This window comes from Enterobacter sp. J49 (genome assembly GCF_002148625.1).
In the GTDB taxonomy this organism is placed as follows: Bacteria; Pseudomonadota; Gammaproteobacteria; order Enterobacterales; family Enterobacteriaceae; genus Enterobacter; species Enterobacter ludwigii.
In genome coordinates this window covers 387,552-400,609 of record NZ_MWPY01000033.1, presented here as the reverse complement: position 1 = coordinate 400,609, position 13,058 = coordinate 387,552, and the positions used below count along the sequence as shown (strand labels likewise).

Annotated in this window: 11 protein-coding genes; 5 read left to right on the top strand and 6 right to left on the bottom strand. The window is 56.8% G+C overall.

Going from position 1 to position 13,058, the window contains the following annotated elements:
- The first annotated feature begins 16 nt into the window (after positions 1 to 16).
- Positions 17 to 1,525 (top strand): PLP-dependent aminotransferase family protein, encoded by a 1,509-nt coding sequence (locus BJP35_RS14795; RefSeq protein ID WP_047744567.1) that lies wholly within the window; start codon positions 17 to 19, stop codon positions 1,523 to 1,525.
- Between the two features lie 66 nt (positions 1,526 to 1,591).
- Here BJP35_RS14795 and BJP35_RS14790 read toward each other — a convergent pair whose 3' ends face one another.
- Positions 1,592 to 2,647 (bottom strand): SDR family oxidoreductase, encoded by a 1,056-nt coding sequence (locus tag BJP35_RS14790; protein WP_047744566.1) that lies wholly within the window; start codon positions 2,645 to 2,647, stop codon positions 1,592 to 1,594.
- A 97-nt stretch (positions 2,648 to 2,744) separates the two neighbouring features.
- On the opposite strand from BJP35_RS14790, the gene BJP35_RS14785 reads away from it, so the two are divergent.
- The gene (locus BJP35_RS14785; protein WP_032678042.1) at positions 2,745 to 3,626 is read left to right on the top strand and encodes a LysR family transcriptional regulator; all 882 of its coding nucleotides are present in this window, start codon (positions 2,745 to 2,747) and stop codon (positions 3,624 to 3,626) included.
- A 7-nt stretch (positions 3,627 to 3,633) separates the two neighbouring features.
- Here BJP35_RS14785 and umuC read toward each other — a convergent pair whose 3' ends face one another.
- From umuC to BJP35_RS14770, 3 genes are all read right to left on the bottom strand, one after another.
- Positions 3,634 to 4,896, bottom strand: a complete 1,263-nt coding sequence (umuC, locus tag BJP35_RS14780; protein WP_047744565.1) for a translesion error-prone DNA polymerase V subunit UmuC — start codon at positions 4,894 to 4,896, stop codon at positions 3,634 to 3,636.
- On the bottom strand, positions 4,880 to 5,314 hold the full coding sequence (gene umuD, locus BJP35_RS14775; protein ID WP_044866940.1) for a translesion error-prone DNA polymerase V autoproteolytic subunit: 435 nt from the start codon (positions 5,312 to 5,314) through the stop codon (positions 4,880 to 4,882). The genes umuC and umuD overlap by 17 nt, the downstream gene beginning before the upstream one ends.
- Before the next feature lie 233 nt (positions 5,315 to 5,547).
- Complete coding sequence (locus tag BJP35_RS14770; RefSeq protein ID WP_020884301.1) at positions 5,548 to 6,414, bottom strand: aldo/keto reductase family oxidoreductase; 867 nt, start codon at positions 6,412 to 6,414, stop codon at positions 5,548 to 5,550.
- Between the two features lie 144 nt (positions 6,415 to 6,558).
- Between BJP35_RS14770 and BJP35_RS14765 the strand changes: the two genes are divergently transcribed.
- Positions 6,559 to 8,220: a methyl-accepting chemotaxis protein gene (locus BJP35_RS14765; RefSeq protein WP_014169836.1), complete on the top strand. Its 1,662-nt coding sequence runs from the start codon at positions 6,559 to 6,561 to the stop codon at positions 8,218 to 8,220.
- 37 nt (positions 8,221 to 8,257) lie between these two features.
- Here the strand turns inward: BJP35_RS14765 and smrA are convergent, their stop codons facing one another.
- Positions 8,258 to 8,821 carry a DNA endonuclease SmrA gene (gene smrA, locus BJP35_RS14760; protein WP_020884302.1) on the bottom strand — a complete coding sequence of 188 codons (564 nt, stop codon included), beginning with the start codon at positions 8,819 to 8,821 and terminating at the stop codon, positions 8,258 to 8,260.
- 354 nt (positions 8,822 to 9,175) lie between these two features.
- Entirely contained in the window at positions 9,176 to 10,087 is a 912-nt protein-coding gene (locus tag BJP35_RS14755) for a LysR family transcriptional regulator (RefSeq protein ID WP_047744564.1), read from the bottom strand.
- Between the two features lie 175 nt (positions 10,088 to 10,262).
- Here BJP35_RS14755 and BJP35_RS14750 point away from each other — a divergent pair, with 175 nt between their 5' ends.
- Together BJP35_RS14750 and BJP35_RS14745 are read left to right on the top strand one after the other, a co-directional pair.
- Positions 10,263 to 11,573, top strand: coding sequence for a M20 family metallo-hydrolase (locus BJP35_RS14750; RefSeq protein WP_047744563.1), 1,311 nt, complete (start codon positions 10,263 to 10,265; stop codon positions 11,571 to 11,573).
- A complete protein-coding gene (locus BJP35_RS14745) occupies positions 11,573 to 13,018 on the top strand; it encodes a M20 family metallopeptidase (protein WP_086463354.1) in 1,446 nt (481 codons plus the stop codon). The genes BJP35_RS14750 and BJP35_RS14745 overlap by 1 nt, the downstream gene beginning before the upstream one ends.
- Positions 13,019 to 13,058: the final 40 nt, after the last annotated feature.

Below are 13,058 nucleotides of genomic sequence, written 5' to 3'. Positions count from 1 at the left end.
ATGCCGGACACTATAGATGGGGCACTTCATTGGCTGTATAGTCAGTTTTATCGAAAATTTGACTGCACAGATCCCCATGGCCGCCACGTCCCCCCATTACCGTCGGATTGCTGAGATGCTGCGTCTTACGCTGGCTTCAGGCGCGTTGCAAATCGGCGACCGGATGATCTCTGCACGTAAACTGGCCGAGCGCGAACAGGTCAGTCTCCCGACGGCACTGGAAGCACTCCGCTGCCTTGAGGCCGAAGGCCTGATCGTTGCGCGTCCGCGTTCGGGCTACTACGTCCGTCAGACCCGCCTGTCCCGATGCGTGCAGCCCACCCGTTCCCTGCCCGGCCCCGTGCCTGTGACAATGTCAGCCGTCGCGCGATCGTTATTCAGTAGTGCAGAAGCCCGGCTGGTACCGCTGGGGGCTGCCTTGCCCGACCCCGCGTGGCTACCAGGCGATACCCTGCAACGTGCGCTGCAGTCTGCAGGTCGACGTCTGGAAGCGCGTGGGCAAAGCTATAGCCTGCCTCCGGGACGGGTTGATTTGCGCAGTAAGATTGCCGCCCGGGCAGCGCAGTGGGGCGGCCGTTTTGGTGCAGAGGATCTCATCATCACCGCTGGCGCGACACAGGCGCTTCGTCTGGCGTTGCGGGCTGTGTGCCAGCCTGGCGACGTGGTGGCGATAGAACAACCCGCCTATTTCGGTACGCTGTTGCTGCTGGAAGATTTGGGCCTGAAGGCGCTGGAAATCCCAACCGATCCTCAAGAAGGGTTGTTGCTGGCGCCGCTCGCCGATGCTATTCGGTGCCATCATCCAGCGGCCGTTCTGGCCTCGCCCACCGTGCAAAATCCGCTGGGTGCCAGTATGTCCGTCACCCGCAAGCAGGAACTGGTTGCCCTGCTGGAAGATGCAGGCATCCCGTTAATTGAGGACGATGTTTATGGCGATCTGGTCGGCGAAGGGCAACGTCCTCCGGCCTGTAAAGCGTTCGACCAGAGCGGGAATGTCATTTACTGCAGTTCATTGTCTAAAACGCTTGCGCCCGGATGGCGCATCGGCTGGATTGCGGCCGGACGTTACCACGCCCAGGTCCTGCAGGCGCGTATGGCCGGAGACTGGGCAGGCGCGCCGCTGTTTGAGGCCGCAACGAGCGAAATCCTGGCCAGTGGAGACTACGATCGTCATCTGCGGCGGCTAAAGCGGCGCATCGCAGAAGGGATTGGTGCCGTCATTGCGCGCGTCAAGGCAAGCTTCCCTCCCGGCACGCGCGTTAACGTGCCGGCTGCCGGTTTCCTGTTGTGGGTTGAACTTCCACACCAGGTGAATGCACTGGAGGTGCACCGCCGCGCGCTGGCACTGAACATTGGCGTTAGCCCCGGGCCGCTGTTCTCCCCCCGCGCACACTTAACGAATTACCTGCGATTAAATTGTGCCAACGAACCCACGCCCCTCCTGCTGAATGCGGTGGATCGAATTGGCGCGCTTTGTCATGAACTGGCCAGCTCCTCTGGCCTTATTCCAGAAAGTGAACATTGAGCGCTCTTTACCCCCTGCATCCGGGTTCGCGTTTTTTACTGCCGTCAGAAACGCATTCCCCTTTTTTTACGGAATAATACGTGCCGCTCTTAGCTGCGAGAACAGGCTGAAAAACATCTCATCGGTTGCCTGCATTCGCGTGAACCCTGACCGGCGGAGCTTACTGCCGTCGCCAAACATGTCGTAATTCCAGCTAAAGACAAAATCGGCAAAATGCCCGTCGTTCAGCTGCAAAATATCCGCCTCCACCAACCGATCCCCGGCAATGTCGCGCCATAACGCACGATAGTCCTTAAACAGCTGATGGAATGACAATCTGACCGGCGGCGCAGAGTCCAGTTCAAACCAGCGTGCGATGCGCGGCCACAGCTCGCTCCAGCGCCAGATGTCCCCATTATTCACGTTGAAAGCCTGGTTGTTAGCCCTACGTGATGTGGCTGCCCACAGCGTTGCCTCCGCCAGCAATCCGGCGTCAGTATGATCAACAATGCTGTGCCAGGTCTGTTCCGAACCGGGAAAACGCAGAGGTAAACCCAGAGCCTTACACAGGGACGCATACAGTGCGATGCTCAGCGCAAGGTTCATGGTATTGCCTGGCACCGAACTGCCCACCACGCCTGGCCTGATGGCATTCCAGTGCCAGCGTTTTTCCCGCTGAAAATCACGGAGCCACGCGAGCTGAGCGGCGTTAAATTCTGCCCCGGGTACGCCCGGATCGCTTTCGCGTGCCGGGGTTTTGAACGGTCCCAGGTGCGCGCCATACACTTTGTATCCCTGCATCAGGCTTACCGTCTGCAAAGGTGCCGTTTTTTCAATATTGCTGACCAGGTTGCGCAACATCGTGACGTTCGGTTCAACCATTTCCGTCCAGCTCCCGGCATTCATCCAGGCGCTGTAAAAAATATGGGTGATCTCGCCAGCGGCTTGCAAAGCCCTGGCGCTATCCTCCGCATCCAGTAAATCAACGTTGATCAGCGAAATAGCATCAGGATGGGATAAGGCATGGCGGCTCAGGCCAATCACCTGCCATTTGTTGTCCAGGAGCGTTTTGACGAGCTGTCTGCCTACGATCCCGCTGGCGCCAGCGACCAGCGCGACGTTTTGTGGCTGCATCTTATTCACGGTGTTTCTCCAGTTAGGGTGACAGACACAGTGTGATATATTATTTTTTCCCTACATATCCCCTGAATTCGATGGCACTTATAAGAAAAAACATTAAATGAACAATAAGCTCAACGCCATTTCCACCTTTCTGCGCGTCGCAGAAGCGGGTTCCTTTTCGGCAGCCGCTCGCCAGAGCGGAATGAAGCAGTCTGCCGTCAGCCAGCAGATTGCCGCCCTGGAACAGGAGCTCGGGGTGGTATTACTGCATCGGACAACGCGAATGATGAAGCTCACCGAGCAGGGTGAACGTTATCGCCGTGATATGCAGCTTTTGCTGGATGCCATGCAGGAAGCGGAGAGACGGTTGAATCCTGCCGATCATCAGTTTCAGGGCAGCGTCCATGTTCAGTTGCCAAGCGGTCTGGGGCAGATCGTTTTGCCCCCTCTGCTGGCGCTTCAGCGCCTGCATCCGGCATTGCACCTGACGTTGTCCCTGGATGACCGCATCGCCGACCTGGTGAGCGAAGGGGTGGATGTCGCGCTACGCCTTAGCGCTGAACCTCCACAATCGCATGCGGCACGTCTTCTGATGCGGATTGAAACCGCGCTGTTCGCTGCTCCCGGCTTTCAGGCGGTACACTCCGTCAGCGAACTGGCGGCACATCCCCATGTGCGATTTAGCGGCATCCCGCGGGATGCGCCTCTACGGTTGATCGCCGGTGAGGAAACAATTGACGTGAAAGTGCATACCGTTTTTCGTGCCAACACCAGTGACGCCCTGTTACAGGCGCTGGAGTCAGGCATCGGGATTGGCGGCATGCAGCTGCCGCTTGCGGCAAAGGCGTTGCAAGCCGGCACGCTGGTGCCGGTATTACCGGCCTGGCGGTTACCTGACCGGTATCTCTATGCCGTCTACCCCGACGCCCGCTTTATCCCACAACGCGTCAGAAGCGTGATACAGGTGATCGAACAAATCCTGCCGACGCTTGCCAAATAACCGGCGTCTACTTCGCTACCGGCAAATCCGCGTACCGCGTCGTATAAGCCGGTGACAACATCTCGCGCTTCATCGCCCAGGATTTCTCAATCCCCTGCCCGGCAAACCATATCTTCCCTTTCCCGGAATGATTCACGCTGTCGATCAGCGCCATCAGCGCCGCGCTGTTGGCGCGCAAACGGTTATCGTCAAATAAATTCAGCTGGGCGACGCCGCTACTGAAAAAGTCCGCCAGCATCACCCCCGCTTTCATGTAGCGATAGCCGTCAAGCCATATGCGCCCCAGCGCATCGGTGGCGGCACGGATGATATCGCGCGAGTCATTGGTGGGCGTCATCAGGGTGACAGACGCCTGATTGCCGTAATAAACCTCGTTGTCCGCATGCGGGCTGGTACGCAAAAACACGCTGATAAAGCGACAATATTGATGCTCGCTGCGCAGCTTTTCCGCAGCCCGTTCAGCGTAGGCGCAAATGGCCTGGTGCATCTCCTCGTATTGCGTAATACGGTGTCCAAACGAGCGGCTACAGATAATCTGCTGCTTCGTGGGCGTGAACTCTTCCAGATCAAGACAGGGCTCGCCGCGCAGCTCGCGCGCCGTGCGCTCCAGGACAACGTTAAAATGTTTGCGAATGACCCACGAGGAAGCTTGTGCCAGCTCCAGCGCCGTGGTGACGCCCATCGCATTAAGTTTTTTGGTAATGCGCCGCCCGACGCCCCACACCTCCTCTACCGGTACGCGCGCCAGCAGTTTACGCTGCCGCTCGCGATCCGATAAATCCACTACGCCTCCCGTGCTGTTCCACCGCTTTGCCGCATAGTTGGCCAGCTTCGCCAGCGTTTTCGTGGGGGCAATGCCTACGCCAACGGTTAATCCCGTATTTTTAAACACCTGCGTGCGCATATGATGACCAAACGCCTCCAGCGCCATGCAGTTGCTGATGCCAGCAACGTTCACAAACGCCTCATCAATGGAGTAAATCTCTATGGCCGGGGCGAAATCGGTCAGCGTCTGCATCACCCGGCTGCTGAGATCGGCGTAAAGCGCATAGTTCGAGCTAAAGACGTAAACCCGCGCGGGAAAGCGCTTCTCTTTGAATTTGAAATACGGCTCGCCCATTTTTATATCGAACTGCTTTGCCTCCCGCGACAGCGAAATAATGCAGCCGTCGTTATTGGAGACCACCACCACGGGTTTGCCCCGCAGATCGGGCCGAAACACCGTCTCGCAGGAGGCATAAAAGCTGTTCACATCAACCAGTGCGAACATGTTTATGCGTTTTGAGTGTGTGGGTGACAACACCGAAGATCTGCAGTTCTTCTTCGGACTGAAACGTGATCGGCTGATAGCGAACGTTATGCGGCACTAACCTCAGGATCGGGCGGGTCTGCAGCTCTTTGACCGTAAACTCACCCGCGACGGATGCCACCACAATATCCCCGTGCACGGCGTTTAACGAACGATCGACGACCAGCAGATCGCCATCGCCGATCCCAACGCCGATCATCGAGTCTCCGCTCACCTTCACAAAGTAGGTCGCGCTGGGATGCCTGACGGCCAGGCGGTTAAGATCGAGACGATCTTCCACATAATCCTGTGCCGGGCTTGGAAAACCACACGCTACGCGTTCTACAAATAACGGTAATTCAAGGGGTTGCTTTGGATAATAAGAAAAGAGAGTGTCCATAAATGCCTTTCTCGCCAGATACTGTATATAAATACAGTATTACGGATTATGGACAAGGATCAAGGTCCTTTACGGGGGTCACCCCAAACGCATTGAAGTGTGAGCGGATTTAATTCAGCCGTATCCTGCGCATCGGCGAAAGAATAGCCAGATAACGCCTGCGGCAGCGACATTCAGGTTTCAAGAGGGACAAAAAAGCCCAAAGCACTGCTTTGGGCTTATGCCTGTCTGGCTTAATCCGCCAGCGAATCGAGCGTTTCCAGCGCGTCAGCCGGGAGCACCAGCTCCGCCGCCGCAAGATTTTGTCGCAGATGCGCCACGGAGGAGGTGCCGGGGATCAGCAGGATGTTCGGCGAACGTTGCAGCAACCACGCCAGCGCGACCTGCATTGCCGTTACGCCCAGCGAATCAGCGACCGCCTGCAGCCCGGATGATTGCAGGGGTGTAAAACCGCCCAGCGGGAAGAACGGCACATACGCAATCCCCTGCTGCGCCAGCGAATCCACCAGCGCATCATCGCCACGGTTCACGATGTTGTACATGTTCTGCACACACACCACCTGCACCATCTTCTGCGCTTCCGCAACCTGGGTGGCCGTGACGTTGCTCAGGCCAATATGGCGCACCAAACCTTGCTGTTGTAACTCGGCCAGCGTGGCGAGAGGTTCAGCAATTGAGCCTTCTGCTGGCCCGTGTGCGCTGAACATGATGCGCAGATTAACCACATCCAGCACATCCAGCTGCAGATTACGCAGGTTGTCATGTACCGCCTGCGTCAGTTCCTGCGCGGAGAAGGCCGGCAGCCAGGAGGCATCACTGCCGCGACGGGCACCGATCTTGGTGACGAGCGTCAGATCGTCGCGGTACGGATGAAGCGCCTCGCGGATCAGCTGGTTGGTGATATGCGGCCCGTAAAAATCGCTGGTATCAATGTGATTCACCCCAGCAGCCACCGCTTCGCGGAGCACATCCAGCGCGGCATTTTTGTCCTTTGGAGGACCAAACACGCCCGGCCCGGCAAGCTGCATCGCGCCATAGCCAAGCCGTTTAACCGTCCGCGACCCCAGTGCGTACGTCCCGCTTTTATCAATGCTGCTCATGTCGACCTTCCTCATAAAAATGATCCGGATTTACAACGAGTTCCTTAACAGACCCCGTAGTTAAGCGCGAGTTAAATTAAAGTTTAATTTCTCTACGACGATAGTATTTGTGTAACCCTGCATCTTCTCTAACGGACGACCGCTATGCTGAAAAATCTGCACGTGATTACCGGTATTATCTTTGCTCTCACCATATTCTGTCTGTTGCAAGTTGTCACGGGAGGGTTGTTCTACTCTGCCGTCAGCAACGACCGCCATAACTTCCAGAACTCCGGGGTGCTCAATGCCCAGCAGGAGAGCCTGAGCGACAGCGTGAACACGCTGATCAAAACGCGCGTCACCGTCACCCGCGTGGCGATCCGCTACCTGAAAAACCAGCGCGACCCGGCGTCCCTTGCGGCGATCAACAAACTGCTTGGCACCGCGGCTGATTCTCTGGCTAAAGCTGAAGCCTATAACAAAGAGTGGCAGAAAATGCCGCAGGTTAACGGCCAGAACGCGGCATTAACCGACGAAATGCAGAAATCATGGAGCCAGATGCATGAAGTGATGCGTCTCTCCATTGCGTATCTGCGTGCCGACAACTACCAGGCCTATGGCGATCTGGATGCCCAACAGGCCCAGGACGATATGGAAGGGGTTTATAACCGCTGGCGCGCCGAAAACAACACCCTGCTGAAAGCCGCAACCGAAGAGAACCAGAGCAGCTTTACCCAGATGCAATGGACGCTGGCAGCGATCTTCCTGGCCGTTATCGCGGTGCTGGTGGTGATCTGGCAGGGTTTACAACACCTGCTGTTAAAACCGCTCCACATGATTATGAACCATATTCGCGCCATTGCGGGCGGCGATCTGACGCAGGATATCGCCCTGTCTGGCCGCAATGAGATGGGCCAACTGGCGGCGGGTCTGCATGAGATGCAACAGTCGCTGGTGACCACCGTCAGCGCCGTGCGTGGTAGCACCGACTCCATTTACACAGGCGCAGGTGAAATTGCCGCCGGAAGCAACGATCTGTCTGCCCGCACCGAGCAACAGGCGGCTTCGCTGGAGGAGACGGCTGCCAGCATGGAAGAGCTGACCGCAACGGTTAAACAGAACTCCGACAACGCCCGTCAGGCTACGCTACTGGCGAAGAACGCTTCAGAAACGGCGGCCCGTGGCGGTCACGTGGTGGATAACGTTGTCCGTACCATGACCGAAATCGCCGACAGCTCGCAGCAAATTGCGCACATTACCGGCGTGATTGACAGCATTGCCTTCCAGACAAACATTCTGGCGCTTAACGCGGCGGTGGAAGCCGCGCGTGCCGGGGAGCAAGGTCGTGGCTTTGCGGTCGTCGCAGGTGAAGTCCGCACGCTGGCCAGCCGCAGTGCGCAGGCGGCGAAAGAGATCAAAGGGCTGATTGAGAACTCCGTCAGCCGGGTGAATACCGGTTCAGAGCAGGTCAGCGAAGCGGGCGCAACCATGAAGGAGATTGTCGCGGCCGTCACCCGCGTGACCGATATCATGGGCGAGATTTCGTCGGCGTCCGATGAACAGAGCCGCGGCATTGAACAGGTGAGCCTGGCCGTTTCGCAGATGGACAGCGTCACACAGCAAAACGCCGCGCTGGTACAGCAATCCGCCACGGCGGCGGCGGCCCTGGAAGATCAGTCGGAACAACTGCGCCAGGCTGTGGCAGCGTTTCGCCTGAACGGAAAGGAAAAAGCCACCGCACCCCGCCCGGCCACGGTGAAAACCCCACAGCTGTTACGCCCGGCAACGGCCAACACCGCCACCGACAGCAACTGGGAAACCTTCTGAGTGACAGGCGGGCGAACGTCTCGCCCGCCAGAAGCACTTAACGGCTGCGCTTAGCGTGCCGTTCCCAGTTCTCCTGTTTCGCTTCGTCAGACTTTCGTAGCGAAACATAGCATGCTCCGCTGCCGCCGTGATGCGGCAGCGCCACGCAAAAGGCCTGCACTTCCTCGAACTCGGTTAACCAGCGCGCCAGATAGCTGCGTACCACGTTGGGATGGGCGTTCTGCTCCCGCCCTTTTCCATGAATGATCACCAGGTTACGTAATCCATCGCGTCCAGCCTGGCGGATAAAGGAAAACAGCATCTGCCGGCAACGCTCGGCGGGCTGGCGTAACAGATTTAAGCTGGCCTGGCGGGAATATTTACCCGAGCGGAGCTTATCAATAACGCCCTGTTGCACCCCTTCCCGTCTGAACGCCAGCGGCTCCTCCAGGGGCAGAAGTTCCAGGAAGCCCAGGGTCAGGAAGTTATCCAGTTGCTCGGTATCAATCTCCTGACGCGTCCGCGTGTTGCGGCTCGGCTGCCAGTGAATATCCGTGCAGCGCTTCAGGGGCTGGATACCCTCCATGGCGTCAAGAAAAAGTGATTTGTCGTCAGGGTTCATGGACATCCTCCCGCTACATCTGAGCCTGTACTATACCTGCGCCAGGCATGGGCCTCAATAACCGCCCCCCAGGATGAGGGCATAAATATTAACCTGATGAATATAAAAATTATTTCTCCGCAAAAGTTAAACGCGACTTAACTTAAATTTCAGCACACATAAAACAGAAAGTTTAGGTTAAAAAAATGTGGAATCAATGATGCTAAAACATATCTTTTTGAGGGTGGGCTGTTATAATTAAATAAACCTGCTTCACGGATATAACATTCAGGATCTGCGAAGGGAAGCACTGCTGTGTGTTGTAGGGTCTGTCTGATGTCGGACAGGCTCTGTTTTTTTATTTTACTCCCCGCTTCACTCCGATACTATTTTCCGCGCCTCTCTTCTGAATTGCGTAATTAACGATTCGGTCAGGGGTGTCTGACGAGAATCACGGCGCTGAATTAAATAATAGGCCGCTTTAGGTAGCGATTCGACAACGGACAGCATAACCAGACGGTGCGCCAGCAGCGGGTCACAGCCCAGTTCCTTTGGAAGGATACTTAAAAAATCACTTTGTGCAACAAGACTAATGCAGGAAGAAAACGTTTCGCAAACAACGTCAATGCGCGGTATTTGCGAGCGATGAGTAAAAACATCTTCTAATTGCTTATAATAACTCCCGCGTGGCGTCGGCATTGTCCAGTTATAATTCAGCAATTCGGTAATGGATGTCGCGCCCGTCGCCGGATGCCCTTCCCGACAAAATACGGCGAAAGGCTTTTCAAACAATTTTTCAAACGTAAACTCATGATCGTACGGCCCCTGATAATAGGTGTTGATGGTGAAATCCAGCTCGCCCTGGCGTAATTCATTGATCATCGACACCAGTTGCCCTTCCATAATCCGGACTTTTACCTGCGGATATTGTGCATGAAAGCGGGTGATCACCGCGGGCATAAGGCTTCGCGAAATACTGGCTCCCATTCCAATATTAATCTGCCCGGCCAGTTCCCCCTGGCGCTGACGGATATCATCCTGCGCCGCGCGTAACTCTTCCAGAATCAGCCTGGCGCGTGAGTAAAACCCTTCCCCACATTCGGTCAATGCGACGCCTTTACTCCTGCGCACAAACAGCTGCGCCGCCATCCCCTCTTCCAGCTCTTTGATCGATTTGGTCAGCGCCGGTTGCGAAAGATTAAGCGTCCTGCTGGCACCGCGGATACTGCCCTGACGCGCGACTTCAACAAACGCCCGGATTTGATGAAATTTAATCTGAAATGACATAGCCCGACCGATAACCGTTGTTTATCAGAGTAAAGAAACTGTCATCTACTTTAATGGAAATGGATGTGCGAGGGTAATTCCTGAACGGTTAAAACTGTGAAAAAACGGTTAGTGATAAGTAAAAACTATCACAGCGTGAAGCAGTTCACATATTTTAATGATGACAGGAAGAGATATGGAATCACTGGCGCAGTACATCCAGACATTAGCCCCACAACTGAGCGCATGGCGTCGCGATTTTCACCATTTCGCGGAGTCCGGATGGCTCGAATTTCGCACGGCGGCGAAAGTCGCGGAAATCTTAGACCAGCTGGGTTATTCGCTGGCGATGGGCCGCGACGTGGTGGACGCAGAAAGCCGTATGGGATTACCCGATGACGCCACGCTGGCGCGAGAGTTTGCCCGCGCCCGGGCGCAAGGCGCACCAGAGAAATGGCTGGCCCCGTTTGAAGGGGGATTTACCGGCATTGTGGCGACCCTGAATACCGGCCGCCCAGGCCCGACGCTGGCGTTTCGCGTGGATATGGACGCGCTGGATTTAAGCGAAGCACTCGATGACAGCCATCGCCCGTTCCGCGACGGGTTTGCCTCCTGCAACCCGGGGATGATGCACGCCTGCGGCCACGATGGCCACACCACTATTGGACTGGGGCTGGCGCACGTGCTTAAGCAAAATGAATCGCAACTCAATGGCACCATCAAACTGATCTTCCAGCCTGCCGAGGAAGGCACCCGAGGCGCTCGCGCCATGGTGGCCGCCGGGGCGCTCGACGACGCGGACTACTTCACCGCGATTCACATTGGCACCGGTGTGCCCGCCGGTGTGGTGATCTGCGGCAGCGATAACTTTATGGCCACCACCAAGTTCGATGTGCATTTTACCGGGGTTGCCGCACACGCCGGCGGTAAACCGGAGGACGGCCGTAATGCCCTGCTCGCCGCGGCTCAGGCCGCTATCGCGCTTCACAGCATTGCCCCACACAGCGAAGGTGCATCGCGGGTGAATGTCGGCGTGATGCAGGCCGGCAGCGGACGCAACGTCGTGCCAGCTAACGCCCTGCTCAGGGTTGAAACCCGCGGCGTAAGCGAAGCCATTAACCAGTACGTCTTTGAACGCGCGCAGGCCGTGATTACCGGTGCGGCGGCACTCTACGGCGTGAGCGTCGAGATGCGTCTGATGGGCGCCGCCACCGCCAGTGCCCCTACACCGGCCTGGGTAGATTATCTGCGCCAGCAGGCAAGTCAGGTTACCGGTGTGGTGCAGGCCATTGACAGAGTCAACGCCCCCGCAGGTTCCGAAGACGCGACGCTGATGATGGCCCGCGTGCAGCAGAACGGCGGAATGGCGTCGTATATGGTGTTCGGTACCGAGTTAAGCGCAGGTCATCACAATGAAAAATTTGATTTTGATGAGCAGGTCATGAACCTCGCTATCGAAACGCTGGCGCGCACTGCGCTTAATTTCCCGTGGACGCGAGGTGTGTAATGCAGGAGAACTACGCTTTTATTGCCGATGCCATCGACACGCGATGTCAGCTGTTAACCGGCATTGCCGACGACATCTGGGATCACCCTGAAACGCGTTTTGAAGAGTTTTGGTCCGCGGAACGGATTGCCGGCGCGCTGGAAGCGGAAGGTTTCACCCTGACCCGTGAAGCCGGCGGGATTCCGAATGCCTTTATCGCCAGCTTCGGCAGCGGTAAACCCGTTATCGCCCTGCTGGGGGAATATGATGCTCTGGCCGGATTGAGCCAGCAGGCACACTGCGCGACGGCACAGTCCGCCACGCCGGGTGCCAACGGCCACGGCTGTGGCCACAATTTGCTGGGAACGGCAGCGCTGGCGGGTGCCATTGCGGTGAAAAGCTGGCTGGAGCAGCACGGGGGGAGCGGCACCGTGCGTTTCTACGGCTGTCCTGGTGAAGAAGGTGGTTCAGGGAAAACCTTTATGGTGCGCGAAGGTTTGTTTGATGACGTTGATGCCGCCGTCACCTGGCACCCTGAAGCATTTGCCGGCATGTTTAACGTCAGCACGCTGGCCAATATTCAGGCCGCCTGGCGGTTTCACGGCGTGGCGGCACATGCTGCTAACTCGCCACATCTGGGGCGTAGCGCGCTGGATGCCGTAACGCTGATGACCACCGGCACCAATTTTCTCAACGAACACATCATTGAGAAAGCGCGCGTTCATTACGCTATCACCGATACCGGTGGAATCTCACCCAACGTGGTGCAGGCGCAGGCTGAAGTGCTGTACCTGATCCGCGCGCCGGAAATGGCCGATGCGCAGCAGATCTACGAACGTATCGAGAAAATCGCTCAGGGCGCGGCAATGATGACCGAAACCACCGTTGCGTGTCGCTTTGATAAAGCCTGCTCCAGCTACCTGCCCAACCGCACGCTCGAAGCGGCGATGTATCGCGCCCTGCAGCATTACGGCACGCCGGAATGGACGGAAGAAGAGCGCCAGTTTGCGCAGGATATTCGTGCCACGCTAACGCCAAATGACCTGCAAAACAGCCTGAAGAACATTGCCGCGACGGGGGGAGAAGCCGGTAACGCTTTTGCGCGCCGTCAGCAGGAGATGTTACTGACAGATGAGGTCGCACCTTACGCCATTACCGATAACGTACTGGCAGGGTCAACCGATGTGGGCGATGTCAGCTGGAAAATGCCGGTGGCACAGTGTTTCAGCCCCTGCTTTACCATCGGAACGCCTTTGCATACCTGGCAACTCGTGGCTCAGGGGCGAACCTCCATTGCTCATAAAGGCATGCTGCTGGCCGGAAAAGTGATGGGCGCAACCGCGCTAAATCTGCTCCAGGATGCAACGCTGCTGCAACAATGCCGGGAAAAGTTCGAACAACAAATCACCGAAAAGCCGTACGTGTGTCCGATTCCGGCAGGCGTGACACCGTCACCTTTAAAATAATAAAACACAAGACAACAACACAACACAACAACAGTCCCGA